General features: G+C 57.9%; 18 protein-coding genes. 16 read left to right on the top strand and 2 right to left on the bottom strand.

Annotation, left to right across the window (positions count from 1 at the left end; translation table 11 throughout):
* Positions 1 to 52: 52 nt before the first annotated feature.
* On the bottom strand, positions 53 to 997 hold the full coding sequence (locus tag ACLH0H_RS08955) for a FecR domain-containing protein (RefSeq protein WP_411381753.1): 945 nt from the start codon (positions 995 to 997) through the stop codon (positions 53 to 55).
* Positions 997 to 1,503: a sigma-70 family RNA polymerase sigma factor gene (locus ACLH0H_RS08960; protein ID WP_411381754.1), complete on the bottom strand. Its 507-nt coding sequence runs from the start codon at positions 1,501 to 1,503 to the stop codon at positions 997 to 999. The genes ACLH0H_RS08955 and ACLH0H_RS08960 overlap by 1 nt, the downstream gene beginning before the upstream one ends.
* Before the next feature lie 563 nt (positions 1,504 to 2,066).
* Here ACLH0H_RS08960 and mnmG point away from each other — a divergent pair.
* The 16 genes from mnmG (at position 2,067) to glmS (ending at position 17,819) form a co-directional block, all read left to right on the top strand.
* Positions 2,067 to 3,959: a tRNA uridine-5-carboxymethylaminomethyl(34) synthesis enzyme MnmG gene (gene mnmG, locus ACLH0H_RS08965; RefSeq protein ID WP_411381755.1), complete on the top strand. Its 1,893-nt coding sequence runs from the start codon at positions 2,067 to 2,069 to the stop codon at positions 3,957 to 3,959.
* Entirely contained in the window at positions 3,956 to 4,600 is a 645-nt protein-coding gene (gene rsmG, locus ACLH0H_RS08970; protein WP_411381756.1) for a 16S rRNA (guanine(527)-N(7))-methyltransferase RsmG, read from the top strand. The genes mnmG and rsmG overlap by 4 nt, the downstream gene beginning before the upstream one ends.
* 18 nt (positions 4,601 to 4,618) lie before the next feature.
* Complete coding sequence (locus tag ACLH0H_RS08975; RefSeq protein ID WP_169375274.1) at positions 4,619 to 5,416, top strand: ParA family protein; 798 nt, start codon at positions 4,619 to 4,621, stop codon at positions 5,414 to 5,416.
* A 9-nt stretch (positions 5,417 to 5,425) separates the two neighbouring features.
* Positions 5,426 to 6,298 carry a ParB/RepB/Spo0J family partition protein gene (locus tag ACLH0H_RS08980; protein ID WP_076952155.1) on the top strand — a complete coding sequence of 291 codons (873 nt, stop codon included), beginning with the start codon at positions 5,426 to 5,428 and terminating at the stop codon, positions 6,296 to 6,298.
* 148 nt (positions 6,299 to 6,446) lie between these two features.
* The gene (locus ACLH0H_RS08985; protein ID WP_003177069.1) at positions 6,447 to 6,854 is read left to right on the top strand and encodes a F0F1 ATP synthase subunit I; all 408 of its coding nucleotides are present in this window, start codon (positions 6,447 to 6,449) and stop codon (positions 6,852 to 6,854) included.
* Between the two features lie 16 nt (positions 6,855 to 6,870).
* Complete coding sequence (gene atpB, locus ACLH0H_RS08990; protein WP_057725770.1) at positions 6,871 to 7,740, top strand: F0F1 ATP synthase subunit A; 870 nt, start codon at positions 6,871 to 6,873, stop codon at positions 7,738 to 7,740.
* 134 nt (positions 7,741 to 7,874) lie between these two features.
* On the top strand, positions 7,875 to 8,132 hold the full coding sequence (gene atpE, locus ACLH0H_RS08995) for a F0F1 ATP synthase subunit C (protein ID WP_002555987.1): 258 nt from the start codon (positions 7,875 to 7,877) through the stop codon (positions 8,130 to 8,132).
* A 57-nt stretch (positions 8,133 to 8,189) separates the two neighbouring features.
* The gene (locus ACLH0H_RS09000; RefSeq protein WP_015886647.1) at positions 8,190 to 8,660 is read left to right on the top strand and encodes a F0F1 ATP synthase subunit B; all 471 of its coding nucleotides are present in this window, start codon (positions 8,190 to 8,192) and stop codon (positions 8,658 to 8,660) included.
* A gap of 12 nt (positions 8,661 to 8,672) precedes the next feature.
* On the top strand, positions 8,673 to 9,209 hold the full coding sequence (locus tag ACLH0H_RS09005; protein WP_186685975.1) for a F0F1 ATP synthase subunit delta: 537 nt from the start codon (positions 8,673 to 8,675) through the stop codon (positions 9,207 to 9,209).
* A gap of 21 nt (positions 9,210 to 9,230) precedes the next feature.
* Complete coding sequence (gene atpA, locus ACLH0H_RS09010; protein WP_003177064.1) at positions 9,231 to 10,775, top strand: F0F1 ATP synthase subunit alpha; 1,545 nt, start codon at positions 9,231 to 9,233, stop codon at positions 10,773 to 10,775.
* Positions 10,776 to 10,825: 50 nt separating this feature from the next.
* Positions 10,826 to 11,686 carry a F0F1 ATP synthase subunit gamma gene (gene atpG, locus ACLH0H_RS09015; protein ID WP_003195829.1) on the top strand — a complete coding sequence of 287 codons (861 nt, stop codon included), beginning with the start codon at positions 10,826 to 10,828 and terminating at the stop codon, positions 11,684 to 11,686.
* Between the two features lie 27 nt (positions 11,687 to 11,713).
* Positions 11,714 to 13,090 carry a F0F1 ATP synthase subunit beta gene (gene atpD, locus ACLH0H_RS09020; RefSeq protein ID WP_057725772.1) on the top strand — a complete coding sequence of 459 codons (1,377 nt, stop codon included), beginning with the start codon at positions 11,714 to 11,716 and terminating at the stop codon, positions 13,088 to 13,090.
* Positions 13,091 to 13,134: 44 nt separating this feature from the next.
* Positions 13,135 to 13,551, top strand: a complete 417-nt coding sequence (locus tag ACLH0H_RS09025; protein ID WP_003195825.1) for a F0F1 ATP synthase subunit epsilon — start codon at positions 13,135 to 13,137, stop codon at positions 13,549 to 13,551.
* Between the two features lie 123 nt (positions 13,552 to 13,674).
* On the top strand, positions 13,675 to 15,042 hold the full coding sequence (gene glmU, locus ACLH0H_RS09030) for a bifunctional UDP-N-acetylglucosamine diphosphorylase/glucosamine-1-phosphate N-acetyltransferase GlmU (protein WP_307388030.1): 1,368 nt from the start codon (positions 13,675 to 13,677) through the stop codon (positions 15,040 to 15,042).
* Positions 15,043 to 15,208: 166 nt separating this feature from the next.
* On the top strand, positions 15,209 to 15,976 hold the full coding sequence (locus ACLH0H_RS09035; RefSeq protein WP_076952153.1) for a DeoR/GlpR family DNA-binding transcription regulator: 768 nt from the start codon (positions 15,209 to 15,211) through the stop codon (positions 15,974 to 15,976).
* A gap of 10 nt (positions 15,977 to 15,986) precedes the next feature.
* Positions 15,987 to 17,819 carry a glutamine--fructose-6-phosphate transaminase (isomerizing) gene (gene glmS / locus ACLH0H_RS09040; protein WP_411381757.1) on the top strand — a complete coding sequence of 611 codons (1,833 nt, stop codon included), beginning with the start codon at positions 15,987 to 15,989 and terminating at the stop codon, positions 17,817 to 17,819.
* Positions 17,820 to 18,040 lie beyond the last annotated feature (221 nt).

Genomic DNA, 18,040 nt, shown 5'->3' on the forward strand with positions numbered 1-18,040 from the left:
GGCCGTGCCAGGCAAAAAAAAGATAACCCCCTTTGTGGATATTTTTTACGAATCAGCCGATTCGCTTCACCGAAACCCAATAGCGAGTGAAGTACCTCACCTGAATCGGCAAGGTGGCCTGCAGGTTGGCGAGCACGGCATCGGAAGAGTCCAGGCGCAATGTTCCGGAAACACGCAGGCCTGCCGAAGCGGAGTCGCATTGCAGTACGCCTGGGCGATAGCGCGAAAGCTCACTGATCACATCCCCGAGCCGAGCGTCCAGTACGATCATCTGGCCATCGATCCAGGCAGCCTGGGATGTGCGATATGCCTGGTTCGGTCCTACATCTTGGCGATTAAAATCGGTGCTCTCACCGGCACCGAGCAGCCGGCCGTGGTCGGGTCGGTCACCCGGCGCCACACTCACCCGGTCCTCCAGAACGCCAACCCGAGTGGCATCCCGCAGTTGGCGCACGGTAAACCGGGTGCCCAATGCCTGGACTCGACCTTGTGCTGTCTCGACATAAAAGGGCAATTGACCACCTGACTTGCCGGTGTGGATAAGTACTTCACCTTCACGTAGACGTATCAAGCGTTGGCGCCCGTCGAATACCACGTCAATCGCTGTGTTGGTATTGAGGTCAATCTGCGTACCGTCGGCCAATTCGATACGCCGACGTTCGCCTACCGACGTCTTATAGTCGGCCCAGATATTGCCCAGTGACGTATGTTGTTGAACATTCCAACCCAGATACCCGGTACCGCCCAGCACCAGCATCCACTTCAGTACCTGCCGCCGTTGCTGCGTGGTCGATAATGCGCGGCGGGACAAATCCTGTGGCAGCGCACCGAGATTACGCTGCAGCAATTCCATCTGGTTCCATGCCGCCTGATGCGAGGGGTCACCATTGAGCCATTGCTGCCAAGCCTGACGTTCGGCCGCTGAGGGTGCCTGGGATTGAAACTGCACATACCAACTGGCGGCGGCCTCGAAGGTCTTGCGATCGGGAATAGTCATTACAGGCTGGCCATGATCAGTGCGCACTCAGTCAATGCACGAATCATGTGCTTCTTCACCGTAGTCAGCGAAACCTGCAGGCGATCAGCGATCTGTTGATAAGTCATGCCCTCCAGCTGCGACAGCATGAAGATCCGCCGGGCTCGCTCACCAATCCTGCACAAGGCTTTATCCACAGCCACCAACGTCTCGATAATAATGGCTTTGTCTTCTTCACTGATGGCGGTGGCTTCAGGGCGTTCGGCCAAGGTTTGCGCATATGCCCGCTCAATGGCATGTCGACGGTAACGGTCAATCACCAGCCCCCTGGCAATAGTCGCCAGATAATCCCTTGGCTCGATGATCTGCGCCGCATGCCGCCCACCCAGAATACGCACGAACGTATCGTGCGCCACATCGGCCGCATCGCAGGCGTTATGCAGCTTTCCTTTGAGCCACCCATGCAACCAGGAATGGTGTTGCTCGTAGATGTACTGGACCGCAGCTGTGTGTGAAGGAGGGGACATAAGGGCTGACAAGGCGGGTTAATGATAATTGCTATTATTAACTGCGCCGGCCTTTTCTCACAATAGATCTCTTTTTGCGCAGACACCGAAGAGTTTTTGGCCTCGGTCGGCCGTGCGATGGGCAAAATTTGCTCATTTTCGGTGATTTCTGTGGAGTAAGCCCTGTGAATAACCGCCCCTGTGCCCAGTTGATAACAGGGCCTGAAACCTGAGTAAAAACCCGCCTGTGGATAACCACCTGTTTAATCCACAGGCTTAAAGCACTTATCCAATGACCTCATTGTCACATGACCACAGACTTTTGAATCGCTGTACACATTGTAAATAGAGGCTTGTAGAGATTTATCCACAGAAAAGGTGCTCAGTAGAAATAAACATAAAAACAAAGATTTAATAAATTTCTCTCTTTTAATTTCTATTGTCTGTGATTCATCCACAGCTGGTTAAATTTTGTGCAAAGGGTTCTTTAGGAAGGGCTAAGTCCCTATACTTGCCGCCATAGCTCCAAAACTCTTTCAACAGACAATTCCTGATTACCTACATGAGCAGGCACGAGGTGCGTGGTGGATTTCCCTTCCCGTTTTGAAGTGATCGTCATCGGCGGCGGTCATGCCGGTACCGAGGCAGCACTGGCGTCAGCACGCATGGGCGTAAAAACCCTATTGCTGACGCATAACGTGGAAACCCTCGGTGCCATGAGTTGCAACCCCGCCATCGGTGGGATCGGCAAAAGTCATCTGGTCAAGGAAATTGACGCCCTGGGCGGTGTGATGGCCATGGCTACCGACAAAGGTGGTATTCAATTTCGCGTGCTCAACAGCCGTAAAGGCCCGGCGGTACGTGCTACGCGGGCACAGGCCGACCGCATCCTGTACAAGGCCGCGGTACGCGAAACCCTGGAAAACCAGCCGAACCTGTGGATATTTCAACAAGCTGCGGATGATCTGATCGTCGAGCAGGACCAGGTACGCGGTGTTGTCACGCAAATGGGCCTGCGGTTCCACGCAGAGTCCGTGGTGTTGACCACCGGTACATTCCTCGGCGGACTTATCCACATCGGTATGCAGAACTATTCCGGTGGCCGCGCTGGTGATCCGCCATCAATTGCCCTGGCAAAACGCCTGCGTGAATTGCCGCTGCGCGTTGGCCGCTTGAAAACCGGGACTCCGCCGCGTATCGACGGGCGTTCCGTGGATTTCTCGGTGATGACCGAACAGGCCGGCGATACGCCAATTCCCGTCATGTCGTTCATGGGGTCCAAAGCACAGCATCCGAAACAGGTCAGTTGCTGGATCACCCATACCAATGCGCGCACTCACGAAATCATCGCAGCCAACCTCGACCGTTCACCGATGTATTCCGGGGTGATCGAAGGCATCGGCCCGCGTTATTGCCCTTCGATCGAAGACAAGATCCACCGCTTTGCCGACAAGGCAAGCCACCAGGTCTTCATCGAGCCCGAAGGCCTGACCACGCACGAGCTGTACCCGAACGGAATTTCCACTTCCCTGCCTTTCGACGTGCAGATCCAGATCGTGCAATCGATTCGCGGCATGGAAAACGCGCACATCGTGCGTCCGGGTTACGCCATCGAGTATGACTACTTCGATCCACGTGACTTGAAATACAGCCTGGAAACCAAAGTGATTGGCGGTCTGTTCTTCGCCGGGCAAATCAACGGCACCACCGGTTACGAAGAAGCCGGCGCCCAAGGTTTGCTCGCCGGAACCAACGCCGCACTGCGCGCGCAGGGCAAAGACAGCTGGTGCCCGCGTCGCGACGAGGCGTATATCGGCGTATTGGTCGACGATCTGATTACCCTGGGCACCCAGGAACCCTACCGGATGTTCACGTCCCGGGCGGAATATCGCCTGATCCTGCGTGAAGACAACGCCGACTTGCGCCTGACCGAAAAAGGCCGCGAGTTGGGCCTGGTCGATGACGCGCGTTGGGAAGCCTTCTGCAAAAAACGCGAAAGCATTGCGTTGGAAGAACAGCGTCTGAAAAGCACGTGGGTTCGCCCAGGCACCGAGCAAGGCGATGCGATTGCCGAAAAATTCGGCACGCCGCTGACCCACGAATACAACTTGCTGAACCTGCTGTCGCGTCCGGAAATCGATTACGCCGGCCTGGTCGAAGTGACGGGCCACGGCGCTGAAGACCCACAGGTCGCCGAGCAGGTCGAGATCAAGACCAAATACGCCGGATACATTGACCGTCAGCAGGATGAAATCGCCCGTCTGCGCGCCAGTGAAGACACCAAGTTGCCTGTGGATATCGACTACACCGGGATTTCCGGGCTGTCGAAGGAAATTCAAAGCAAGCTGGGGGTAACACGGCCGGAAACCCTGGGCCAGGCTTCACGTATCCCTGGCGTCACCCCGGCAGCCATTTCGCTGCTGATGATTCATTTGAAAAAACGCGGCGCGGGCCGTCAGTTGGAGCAAAGCGCTTGAGTTCAAAGGTCACCTCGCAACACGCCGAAGAGTTATCCACAGGGGCGCGCCAACTGGGCGTTGAACTGACCGACGCCCAGCAGCAATTGTTGTTGGGTTATTTGGCCCTGTTGATCAAATGGAACAAAGCCTACAACCTGACGGCGGTGCGTGATCCGGACGAAATGGTTTCCCGCCACTTGCTCGACAGCCTGAGCGTCATGCCGTTCATCGAGAACGGCCGCTGGTTGGACGTCGGCAGCGGCGGCGGTATGCCCGGTATTCCCTTGGCCATCCTGTTTCCCGAGTCGCAAGTGACTTGCCTGGACAGCAATGGCAAGAAAACCCGCTTCCTGACCCAGGTCAAACTCGAACTCAAGCTGGACAACCTTCAGGTTATCCACAGCCGCGTTGAAACCTTCATGCCTGAACAGCCTTTCAACGGAATTGTTTCCCGGGCGTTCAGCAGCATGGAGAACTTCAGCAATTGGACTCGCCACCTGGGCGACCTCGACACCCGCTGGCTGGCAATGAAGGGCGTCCATCCAAGCGATGAGCTGTTAGCATTGCCGCCGGACTTCCACCTCGATAGCGAACACGCCTTGGCCGTACCCGGTTGCCAAGGCCAACGCCATCTGCTGATACTGCGCCGCACGGCATGATTGGGAACACAAGCAAGAATGGCTAAGGTATTCGCGATAGCGAACCAGAAGGGTGGCGTGGGCAAAACCACCACCTGCATCAACCTCGCAGCATCCCTGGTCGCGACCAAGCGTCGGGTGCTGCTGATCGATCTCGATCCACAGGGCAACGCCACCATGGGTAGCGGTGTGGATAAACACGGCCTGGAAAATTCGGTCTACGACTTGCTGATTGGTGAGTGCGACCTGGGACAGGCCATGCATTTTTCCGAGCACGGCGGTTATCAACTGCTGCCGGCCAACCGCGATCTGACCGCGGCGGAAGTGGTGCTGCTGGAAATGCAGATGAAAGAGAGTCGTCTGCGCAGCGCCTTGGCGCCGATCCGCGACAACTACGATTACATTTTGATCGACTGCCCGCCGTCGCTGTCGATGCTTACGCTCAACGCCCTGGTGGCAGCCGATGGGGTGATCATCCCCATGCAGTGCGAGTATTTTGCCCTGGAAGGCTTGAGCGACCTTGTGGATAACATCAAGCGTATCGCCGAGCTGCTCAACCCGAACCTGCAGATCGAGGGCCTGCTGCGGACCATGTACGATCCGCGCCTGAGCCTGATGAATGATGTGTCGGCGCAGCTCAAGGAGCACTTTGGCGATCAGCTCTACGACACGGTGATTCCACGTAACATCCGTTTGGCCGAAGCGCCGAGCTACGGCATGCCCGCGCTGGCGTACGACAAGACTTCGCGCGGTGCCATCGCCTACTTGGCGCTGGCTGGCGAGATGGTCCGTCGTCAACGCCGCAATTCCCGCACCCCAGCCGCCCAGCCAACTTAAGGAATCCTCATGGCCGTCAAGAAACGAGGTCTCGGACGTGGACTGGATGCACTGTTGAGTGGTCCGACCGTCACATCGCTTGAAGAACAAGCGGTGCAGGCCGACGAGCGCGAGCTGCAACACCTGCCGTTGGACCTGATCCAACGCGGCAAATACCAGCCGCGCCGGGACATGGACCCCCAGGCGCTGGAAGAACTGGCCAATTCAATCAAGGCCCAGGGCGTGATGCAGCCGATCGTGGTGCGCCCCATCGGGGACGGCCGCTTTGAAATCATCGCCGGCGAACGCCGCTGGCGCGCGAGCCAGCAGGCCGGCAAGGAAACCATCCCGGCCATGGTGCGCGATGTGCCGGATGAAACCGCCATCGCCATGGCACTGATCGAGAACATCCAGCGCGAAGACCTCAACCCTGTCGAAGAAGCGATCGCCTTGCAGCGTTTGCAGCAGGAATTCCAACTGACGCAGCAACAAGTGGCCGATGCTGTGGGTAAGTCCCGCGTGACGGTATCGAACCTGCTGCGCCTGATCGCACTGCCGGAAGTCATCAAGACCATGTTGTCCCATGGCGACCTGGAGATGGGCCACGCTCGAGCCTTGCTCGGTTTGCCGGAAAATCAACAGGTTGAAGGGGCGCGACACGTTGTCGCACGCGGTCTGACCGTTCGTCAGACAGAGGCTTTGGTTCGCCAGTGGCTGAGCGGTAAACCGGCTCCGGTCGAAGCCGCCAAACCTGATCCGGATATCGCCCGCCTCGAGCAGCGCCTGGCCGAGCGCCTGGGCTCTGCGGTGCAAATTCGCCATGGCAAGAAAGGCAAAGGGCAATTGGTCATCGGGTATAACTCCCTCGATGAGCTTCAGGGCGTCCTTGCCCACATCCGCTGAAACATTTGCTTATGTAGCGCGTGATCGGAAATCACTACCCGGCAGTTGAATAGGGGCTGAACCGCCCCTATACTCTGCGCGCATTTTGTCGGCACAAATTATGCCAAGTTATTGATTTCCGGCAGCCGACCATTGAGGAGCAAGAGTGATGGAAACCCGCACGCCAAACACGTTGCCGTTCCATCGCTTGGCCGTTTTCCCGGTATTGCTGGCTCAGTTTGTCATCTTGCTGATCGCCGCTTTGGCGCTTTGGTACGGGCATGGAGTCGTAGCCGGGTATTCAGGACTTTGCGGAGGCCTGATAGCCTTGCTGCCCAATATGTATTTTGCTCACAGGGCCTTTCGGTTTTCCGGCGCCCGAGCAGCCCAGGCCATCGTCCGGTCTTTTTATGCCGGCGAGGCGGGGAAATTGATTTTGACGGCAGTGCTGTTTGCACTGACCTTTGCAGGTGTGAAGCCATTGGCGCCGCTGGCTGTATTCGGCGTCTTCGTGTTGACCCAACTGGTCAGCTGGTTCGCTCCCCTGCTGATGAAAACAAGACTTTCGAAACCTTAGGGCGTTTGAGGCAACCATGGCAGAAACAACCGCTTCGGGCTATATCCAGCACCACTTGCAGAACCTGACCTTCGGTCAGCTTCCCAACGGCGGCTGGGGCTTTGCCCACACCGCAGCAGAAGCCAAGGAAATGGGTTTCTGGGCTTTCCACCTGGATACTCTGGGTTGGTCGGTCGCATTGGGTCTGATCTTCGTCCTGATTTTCCGCATGGCGGCGAAGAAGGCGACTTCCGGTCAGCCAGGTGCGTTGCAGAACTTCGTTGAAGTACTGGTCGAATTCGTCGATGGCAGCGTGAAAGACAGCTTCCATGGCCGTAGCCCGGTGATCGCACCGCTGGCGCTGACCATCTTCGTCTGGGTGTTCCTGATGAACGCCGTCGACCTGATCCCGGTCGACTGGATTCCTCAGCTGGCCATCCTGATCTCCGGCGACGCGCACATTCCATTCCGTGCCGTATCGACCACTGACCCGAACGCTACCCTGGGCATGGCCCTGTCGGTGTTCGCGCTGATCATTTTCTACAGCATCAAGGTCAAGGGCATCGGCGGCTTCATCGGCGAACTGACCCTGCACCCGTTCGGCAGCAAGAACATCTTCGTTCAAGCCCTGCTGATCCCGGTCAACTTCCTGCTGGAATTCGTGACCCTGGTCGCCAAGCCTATTTCCCTGGCCCTGCGACTGTTCGGCAACATGTATGCCGGCGAGCTGGTGTTCATTCTGATCGCTGTGATGTTCGGCAGCGGCCTGCTCTGGCTTAGCGGCCTGGGCATTGTTCTGCAGTGGGCGTGGGCTGTGTTCCACATCCTGATCATCACCCTGCAGGCCTTTATCTTCATGATGCTGACCATCGTCTACCTGTCGATGGCGCACGAAGAGAACCATTAAGACCAGTCTCGACTAGTCTGATGTCCTTCCCGGTGAAACGGGAAGGTGGGCCCTACCGGGCTATGAAACGATTTGTTTTACCGCTTTAAAATCTAAAAAACCTAAACCATACGACGTAAAAGTCGGGAGGAAAGATGGAAACTGTAGTTGGTCTAACCGCTATCGCTGTTGCACTGTTGATCGGCCTGGGCGCCCTGGGTACTGCCATTGGTTTCGGCCTGCTGGGCGGCAAGTTCCTGGAAGGCGCAGCGCGTCAGCCAGAAATGGTCCCAATGCTGCAAGTTAAAATGTTCATCGTCGCCGGCCTGCTCGACGCCGTGACCATGATCGGCGTTGGTATCGCTCTGTTCTTCACCTTCGCGAACCCCTTCGTTGGTCAACTCGCTGGCTGATCACTCGAATTTTCGAGTTGATTGGGGTGATGGACAACGAATGAGCGAGGTGTTGGCGTGAACATTAATGCAACCCTGATTGGCCAATCCGTTGCGTTCTTCATTTTTGTAGTGTTTTGCATGAAGTTCGTGTGGCCTCCGGTCATCGCGGCTTTGCACGAACGTCAGAAGAAGATCGCGGATGGTTTGGACGCTGCCAGCCGTGCAGCTCGCGACCTGGAGTTGGCCCAAGAGAAAGTGGGTCATCAACTGCGCGATGCTAAAGCACAGGCAGCTGAAATCATTGAGCAAGCCAAGAAGCGCGGCAACCAGATCGTCGAAGAGGCTGTTGAAAAAGCCCGCGTCGAAGCTGACCGTGTGAAGGCTTCGGCTCATGCCGAGATCGAACAGGAACTGAACGGCGTCAAAGACGCGCTGCGTGCCCAACTGGGTGCTCTGGCGGTCGGCGGTGCCGAGAAGATCCTCGGTGCCACAATCGATCAAAACGCGCACGCGGAGCTGGTTAACAAACTGGCTGCTGAAATTTAAGCGAGGGCGATCATGGCAGAACTGACCACGTTGGCCCGACCTTACGCTAAGGCAGCCTTCGAGCACGCCCAGGCCCACCAGCAGCTGGCCTCTTGGTCAGCCATGCTCGGCCTGGCTGCAGCAGTGTCGCAAGACGACACCATGCAGCGCGTGCTCAAGGCCCCGCGCCTGACGAGCGCAGACAAGGCCGCCACTTTTATTGAAGTGTGCGGCGACAAGTTTGATGTGAAAGTGCAGAACTTCATCAATGTCGTTGCCGAAAACGACCGTCTCCCGCTGTTGCCGGAGATTGCCGCTCTGTTCGACCTGTACAAGGCCGAAGCAGAGAAGTCGGTAGACGTTGAAGTGACCAGTGCTTTTGCATTGAACCAAGAACAGCAAGACAAACTCGCCAAGGTTCTCAGTGCACGACTCAATCGGGAAGTGCGCCTGCAAGCTACGGAGGACGCATCCCTGATTGGTGGTGTCGTTATCCGCGCCGGCGACCTGGTTATCGATGGCTCGATTCGCGGCAAAATCGCGAAACTTGCCGAAGCATTGAAATCTTGAGTTTGAAGGGGCAGCAGAGCAATGCAGCAACTCAATCCTTCCGAAATAAGTGAAATTATCAAGGGCCGCATCGACAAGCTCGATGTGACCTCCCAAGCCCGTAACGAAGGCACTGTCGTCAGCGTATCTGACGGCATCGTGCGGATTCACGGTCTGGCCGACGTCATGTACGGCGAGATGATCGAGTTTCCGGGCGGCGTCTACGGTATGGCCCTCAACCTGGAGCAAGACTCCGTAGGTGCCGTTGTATTGGGCGCGTACACCAGTCTGGCTGAAGGCATGAGCGCCAAGTGCACCGGCCGCATCCTGGAGGTTCCGGTTGGTAAGGAACTGCTGGGTCGCGTTGTCGATGCACTGGGTAACCCTGTTGACGGCAAAGGTCCACTGGGCAACACCGAGACCGACGCGGTCGAGAAAGTTGCTCCAGGCGTGATCTGGCGTAAGTCGGTAGACCAGCCTGTACAGACTGGCTACAAGGCTGTTGATGCCATGATCCCGGTCGGCCGTGGCCAGCGTGAGCTGATCATCGGTGACCGTCAGATCGGTAAAACCGCCCTGGCGATTGACGCGATCATCAACCAGAAGAACAGCGGCATTTTCTGCGTCTACGTAGCCATTGGTCAGAAGCAATCGACCATCGCCAACGTGGTTCGCAAGCTGGAAGAAAACGGCGCCCTGGCCAACACGATCATCGTGGCTGCCAGCGCTTCGGAATCTCCTGCGCTGCAATTCCTGGCACCGTACTCCGGTTGCACCATGGGTGAATTCTTCCGCGACCGCGGTGAAGACGCGCTGATCGTTTATGACGATCTGTCCAAGCAAGCAGTGGCTTACCGCCAGATTTCCCTGCTGCTGCGCCGTCCACCAGGCCGTGAAGCTTACCCAGGCGACGTGTTCTATCTCCACTCCCGTCTGCTGGAGCGCGCATCCCGCGTTTCGGAAGAGTACGTAGAGAAGTTCACCAACGGCGCAGTGACCGGCAAAACCGGTTCTCTGACCGCACTGCCGATCATCGAAACCCAGGCTGGCGACGTTTCCGCTTTCGTTCCGACCAACGTGATTTCCATCACCGACGGTCAGATCTTCCTGGAATCGGCCATGTTCAACTCAGGCATCCGCCCTGCAGTGAACGCCGGTGTTTCGGTATCCCGTGTGGGTGGTGCCGCTCAGACCAAGATCATCAAGAAGCTCTCCGGTGGTATCCGTACCGCTCTGGCTCAGTACCGTGAACTGGCGGCATTCGCCCAGTTCGCTTCTGACCTGGACGAAGCGACCCGTAAGCAACTTGAGCATGGTCAGCGCGTTACCGAGCTGATGAAGCAGAAGCAATACGCCCCGATGTCGATCGCTGACATGGCGTTGTCGCTGTATGCCGCTGAGCGTGGGTTCCTGACCGACGTTGAAATCGCCAAGGTCGGCAGCTTTGAACAAGCGCTGATTGCTTACTTCAACCGCGATCACGCCGAATTGATGGCGAAGATCAACGTGAAGGGTGACTTCAATGACGATATCGACGCTGGCATGAAAGCCGGTATCGAGAAGTTCAAGGCCACCCAAACCTGGTAAGCCGCAGCGGGAGCCGCAAGGCTCCCGCTTGCTAACCTGATAGGTGTTACATGGCAGGCGCAAAAGAGATTCGCAGTAAGATTGCGAGCATCAAAAGCACGCAAAAGATTACCAGCGCCATGGAAAAAGTGGCGGTCAGCAAAATGCGCAAGGCACAAATGCGCATGGCTGCTAGCCGTCCTTATGCGGAGCGTATCCGCCAGGTAATTGGGCATCTGGCCAACGCCAACCCGGAATACCGCCACCCGTTCATGATCGAGCGCGCCGTCAAACGCGTGGGTTATGTGGTAGTGAGCAGTGACCGTGGTTTGTGCGGTGGCCTGAATACCAACCTGTTCAAGGCCCTGGTCAAGGACATGGCGGTAAACCGCGAAAACGGCGTCGAGATCGATCTGTGTGTTGTGGGTAGCAAGGGTGCGGCCTTTTTCCGTAACTTCGGCGGTAACGTCGTTGCAGCTATCAGCCACCTGGGTGAAGAGCCGTCGATCAATGATTTGATCGGCAGTGTGAAGGTGATGCTGGATGCGTACCTGGAAGGCCGGATTGACCGCCTGTCCGTGGTATCCAACAAGTTCATCAACACCATGACCCAGCAGCCAACCGTGGAGCAATTGATCCCACTGGTGGCGACTCCGGATCAGGAACTCAAGCACCACTGGGACTACCTCTACGAACCAGACGCCAAAGAGCTGCTTGACGGCTTGATGGTGCGCTACGTTGAGTCGCAGGTGTACCAGGCGGTGGTCGAGAACAACGCAGCTGAACAAGCGGCGCGGATGATCGCGATGAAAAACGCTACCGATAACGCCGGTGATCTGATCAGCGATTTGCAGCTGATCTACAACAAGGCGCGTCAGGCTGCGATCACCCAAGAGATCTCGGAAATCGTCGGCGGCGCTGCCGCGGTTTAACGGTTCAAATATTCAGAGGATCCAGCTATGAGTAGCGGACGTATCGTTCAAATCATCGGCGCCGTTATCGACGTGGAATTCCCACGCGACAGCGTACCGAGCATCTACAACGCGCTGAAAGTACAAGGCGCGGACACTACTCTGGAAGTTCAGCAGCAGCTGGGCGACGGCGTAGTTCGTACCATTGCGATGGGTTCGACCGAAGGCTTGAAGCGCGGTCTGGACGTTATCGACTCTGGCGCAGCCATCTCCGTACCGGTCGGTAAAGCGACCCTGGGCCGGATCATGGACGTACTGGGCAACCCGATTGACGAAGCCGGTCCGATCGACACCGAAGAGCGTTGGGGCATTCACCGTCCAGCACCTTCGTTCGCCGAACAAGCGGGCGGCAACGACCTGCTGGAAACCGGCATCAAGGTTATCGACCTGGTCTGCCCGTTCGCCAAAGGCGGTAAAGTCGGTCTGTTCGGTGGTGCCGGTGTAGGCAAGACCGTAAACATGATGGAACTGATCCGTAACATCGCCATCGAGCACAGCGGTTATTCCGTGTTCGCCGGTGTGGGTGAGCGTACCCGTGAGGGTAACGACTTCTACCACGAGATGAAGGACTCCAACGTTCTGGACAAAGTGGCACTGGTTTACGGTCAGATGAACGAGCCGCCGGGCAACCGTCTGCGCGTGGCACTGACCGGCCTGACCATGGCCGAGAAGTTCCGTGACGAAGGTAACGACGTTCTGCTGTTCGTCGACAACATCTATCGTTACACCCTGGCCGGTACTGAAGTGTCCGCACTGCTGGGCCGTATGCCTTCGGCAGTAGGTTACCAGCCGACCCTGGCTGAAGAGATGGGCGTTCTGCAAGAACGTATCACTTCGACCAAGGAAGGTTCGATCACGTCGATCCAAGCGGTATACGTACCTGCGGATGACTTGACCGACCCATCGCCAGCCACCACCTTCGCCCACTTGGACGCCACCGTCGTACTGTCCCGTGACATCGCATCCCTGGGTATCTACCCAGCGGTCGATCCACTCGACTCGACTTCGCGCCAGCTGGACCCGAACGTGATCGGCCAGGAGCACTACGACACCGCTCGCGGCGTTCAGTACGTGCTGCAGCGTTACAAAGAACTGAAGGACATCATTGCGATCCTGGGTATGGACGAGCTGTCGGAAGCCGACAAGCAGTTGGTAAACCGTGCTCGTAAGATCCAGCGTTTCTTGTCGCAGCCGTTCTTCGTGGCTGAAGTCTTCACCGGTGCCTCGGGTAAATACGTTTCCCTGAAAGACACCATTGCAGGCTTCAAAGGCATCCTCAACGGTGACTACGACCACCTGCCAGAACAAGCGTTCTACATGGTCGGCGGCATCGAAGAAGCGATCGAGAAAGCCAAGAAACTGTAATCCTGGCGCCCGGAAACGGGCGCTCATCAGGTTGAGGCAATCAGATGGCTATGACAGTCCATTGCGATATCGTCAGCGCGGAAGGGGAAATCTTCTCCGGTCTGGTCGAGTTTGTAACAGCGCACGGCGACCTGGGTGATCTTGGTATCGCCATGGGTCACGCCCCGCTGATTACCAGCTTGAAACCAGGTCCGATCACTCTGACCAAGCAAGGCGGGGAACGTGAGGTGTTTTACATCTCCGGTGGTTTCCTCGAGGTTCAGCCGAACATGGTCAAGGTACTTGCCGACACCGTGCAACGTGCTGGCGACCTGGATGAAGCCTCCGCTCAGGAAGCCGTCAAGGCTGCCGAGAAGGCCCTGAACGAAAAGGGTGCGGACTTCGACTACAGCGCTGCTGCTGTACGTCTGGCCGAGGCTGCAGCTCAGCTGCGCACGCTCCAGCAGATCCGCAAGAAGTAAACGGCGATGCCGTCATGCTTAATGCGCGATTGATTAAAAAGGGTAGCCTCGGCTACCCTTTTTCTTTTTTTGCAAAACACTTCTCTGGTCTGAAGCCGGACCGCCCAGGATTGGTAGCCATTCATGTCTCTTGAAATCGTTATTCTCGCCGCAGGCCAGGGCACCCGCATGCGTTCGGCCCTGCCCAAGGTGCTGCACCCGGTTGCCGGCAATTCCATGCTGGGTCACGTTATCCACAGCGCACGGCAGCTCGATCCACAACGCATCCACGTGGTGATCGGCCATGGTGCCGATGTGGTTCGTGAGCGCCTGGCCGCTGACGACCTGAATTTCGTTCTGCAGGACAAACAACTTGGTACCGGCCATGCCACCGCGCAGGCCGTGCCGTTCATTACCGCCGACACCGTGCTGATCCTCTACGGCGACGTACCGCTGATCGAAGTAGAAACCCTGCAACGCCTGCTCAAGCACGTGGTGCCTGGCCAGATGGGCCTGCTCACCGTTGAACTGGATGACCCCACCGGCTACGGACGTATCGTGCGTAACGCCGACGGCAAGGTCGCAGCCATCGTTGAGCACAAGGACGCAAGCGAAGCCCAGCGCGCCATCACCGAAGGCAACACCGGGATTCTGGCGGTGCCGGCTAATAAGCTCGCCGATTGGATGAGCCGCCTGTCCAACAACAATGCTCAGGGCGAGTACTACCTCACTGATGTCATTGAGATGGCTGTCAGCGATGGCCTGTTGGTCGCCACCGAGCAACCTCACGACCCGATGGAAGTGCAGGGCGCCAATGACCGCAAGCAGCTCGCGGAACTTGAACGCCATTACCAACTGCGCGAAGGTCGCCGCCTGATGGCCCAGGGTGTGACCCTGCGTGACCCGGCACGATTCGATGTGCGCGGTGAGGTCACCGTCGGCCGCGACGTGCTGATCGACATCAACGTGATCCTAGAAGGCCGCGTGATCATCGAAGACGACGTGGTGATCGGTCCTAACTGCGTGATCAAGGACAGCACGTTGCGCAAAGGTGTGGTGGTTAAAGCCAACAGCCACATCGATGGCGCCGTGATGGGCGAGGGCAGTGATGCCGGCCCGTTCGCGCGGTTGCGTCCGGGGAGTGTGCTAGGGGCCAAGGCGCACGTGGGCAATTTTGTTGAAATGAAAAACGCCAGGTTGGGTGACGAGGCCAAGGTCGGCCACCTGACCTACCTTGGCGATGCCACTGTGGGTGAGCGCACCAACATTGGCGCCGGCACCATCACGTGCAACTACGATGGCGCGAATAAGCACCACACCACCATTGGTGCAGACGTGTTCATCGGCTCCAATAATTCGCTGGTGGCTCCGGTTACCCTCGACGATGGCGCCAGCACCGCGGCAGGTTCGACCATCAACCAGCATGTGGATAAGTCACAACTGGCTGTGGCCCGCGCGCGCCAGCGCAACATCGATGGTTGGAAGCGCCCGGTCAAAATCAACAAGACCTGAGTTATCCACAGTTTGCTTGGCAACAATAACCAATGTGGGAACGGGCTTGCTCGCTCCCACATTTGGTTTGTGGTGAGCTTAAAATTTAACACGCCCCGCTTGACGATCTTTCGCCAATAGGTTTTGATTGCCTTCGTTATCTTTCGAAACGAAACTTATCATCACCATGTCGAAACGAAATACACCCCAACGGCGCCACAACATCCTGACCTTGCTCAATGAACAGGGCGAAGTCAGCGTGGATGAATTGGCCAAGCGTTTCGAAACGTCGGAAGTCACTATCCGCAAGGACCTGGCCGCCTTGGAAAGCAACGGCCTGCTGCTGCGTCGCTACGGTGGCGCGATCACCATGCCTCAGGAACTGGTGGGCGATGCCGCCCAACCCATCTCCGCCTACAAGCGTGCGATCGCCCGTGCCGCCGTGACCCGCCTTCGCGAGCATGCCCGCATCATCATCGACAGCGGCAGCACCACCGCCGCCATGATCCCCGAGCTGGGCCACCAACCTGGCCTGGTGGTGATGACCAACTCCCTGAACGTCGCCCGCGCATTGAGCGAGCTGGAACACGAGCCGGTGCTGTTGATGACCGGCGGTACCTGGGACCCGCATTCAGACTCGTTCCAGGGTCAGGTCGCCGAGCAAGTACTGCGCTCCTACGACTTTGATCAACTGTTCATCGGCGCCGACGGCATCGATCTGCAGCGCGGTACCACCACCTTCAACGAACTGCTGGGGCTCAGCCGAGTCATGGCCGAGGTCGCCCGTGAAGTCGTGGTGATGGTCGAATCCGACAAGATCGGCCGCAAGATTCCCAACCTGGAACTGCCTTGGAGCAGCGTCCATACCCTTATCACCGATGATCGCCTGCCGCTTGAGGCCCGCGACCAGATCCAAGCCCGCGGCATTACGCTGATATGCGCGGCAATCATCTAGGAGAAACACCATGTGTGGCATCGTAGGCGCAGTCGCTGAACGCAACATCACCCCCATCCTGCTCGAAGGCCTCAAGCGCCTGGAATATCGTGGTTACGACAGCGCCGGTGTGGCTGTCTTCAGCAATGCCGGCAAGCTCGAGCGCATGCGCCGTCCGGGCAAAGTCAGCGAGTTGGAACAAGCCCTGGCCGGTGAGCCACTGGTAGGTCGTCTCGGTATCGCCCACACCCGCTGGGCCACCCACGGTGCGCCGTGCGAACGCAACGCCCACCCGCATTTCTCCGGTGACCTGGCCGTGGTGCACAACGGCATCATCGAAAACCACGAAGTATTGCGTGAACAACTCAAGGGCCTGGGCTACGTCTTCACGTCGGACACCGACACCGAAGTCATTGCGCACCTGCTCAACCACAAGCTCAAGGACCACAACGACCTGACCACCGCGCTCAAGGCCACGGTCAAGGAACTGCATGGCGCCTATGGCCTGGCCGTGGTAAGCGCCAGCCAGCCCGACCGTGTGGTTGCCGCCCGCAGTGGCAGCCCATTGGTGATTGGCCTGGGCCTGGGTGAAAACTTCCTCGCCTCCGACCAACTGGCCCTGCGCCAGGTCACCGACCGCTTCATGTACCTGGAAGAAGGCGATATTGCCGACATCCGCCGTGAAAGCGTGGCGATCTGGGACGTGAACGGCAACTCCGTCGAGCGTGAAGCCGTGCAATACCGCGACGGTGCCGAAGCCGCCGACAAGGGCGAGTTCCGCCACTTCATGCTCAAGGAAATCCACGAGCAACCGTCCGTGGTGCAACGCACTCTGGAAGGCCGCCTGAGCCAGCACCAAGTGCTGGTCAACGCCTTCGGCCCACAAGCGGCCGAACTGTTTGCCAAAGTGCGTAACGTGCAAATCGTGGCCTGCGGCACCAGCTACCACGCCGGCATGGTTGCCCGTTACTGGCTGGAAGAACTGGCCGGCATCCCGTGCCAGGTCGAAGTGGCCAGCGAGTTCCGCTACCGCAAAGTGGTGGTGCAACCCGACACCCTGTTCGTGACCATCTCGCAGTCCGGCGAAACTGCCGACACCCTGGCCGCTCTGCGCAACGCGAAAGAGCTGGGCTTCCTGGCCAGCCTGGCGATCTGCAACGTCAGCATCAGCTCGCTGGTGCGTGAATCCGACCTGACCCTGCTGACCCAGGCCGGTCGCGAAATCGGCGTGGCGTCCACCAAGGCCTTCACCACCCAGCTGGTTGGCTTGTTGTTGCTCACCCTGTCCCTGGGCCAGGTTCGCGGCACGCTCGCCGAAGGCGTCGAAGCCACCCTGGTCGAAGAACTGCGCCGTCTGCCAGCCCGCCTGGGTGAAGCCTTGGCCATGGACAGCGTCGTAGAAAAAGTCGCCGAACTGTTCGCCGACAAAAACCACACCCTGTTCCTAGGCCGCGGCGCGCAATACCCGGTCGCGATGGAAGGCGCGCTGAAGCTCAAGGAAATCTCCTACATCCACGCCGAAGCCTACCCGGCCGGCGAGCTCAAGCATGGCCCATTGGCCCTGGTGGATGACGACATGCCGGTCGTTACCGTGGCGCCGAACAACGAGCTATTGGAGAAACTCAAATCCAACCTGCAGGAAGTCCGCGCCCGTGGCGGCCAACTGGTAGTGTTCGCTGACGAAAAAGCCGGCATGACCAACGGTGAAGGCACCCACGTCATCAACATGCCGCACATCCACGACACCCTGTCGCCGATCCTCTACACCATTCCGCTGCAGTTGCTGTCGTATTACGTGGCGGTGCTCAAAGGCACTGACGTCGACCAGCCGCGCAACTTGGCGAAGTCGGTGACGGTGGAGTAAACGCGCCGCATCCTGGAGGCCCGCCTGAAGCTACGAAATAAAGTCTGTCGGAACTAAATAAAGTCTGTCGCTGGCGCCTCCGATCCTCCGGTTGACTAGCCAGTGACGCTTTCTCCGGTGGTTTAGAAGATAAAAAACTGTCGCAGCTTTCAGGGAGCCGTTTCACGGCATCCCTCATGCAATAGCGTTTTTCGTTTGGTGCCTACACTCGGCCGCAGCCA

Origin of the sequence: Pseudomonas sp. MPB26 (genome assembly GCF_046605355.1) — a bacterium.
GTDB lineage: Bacteria > Pseudomonadota > Gammaproteobacteria > Pseudomonadales > Pseudomonadaceae > Aquipseudomonas > Aquipseudomonas cedrina.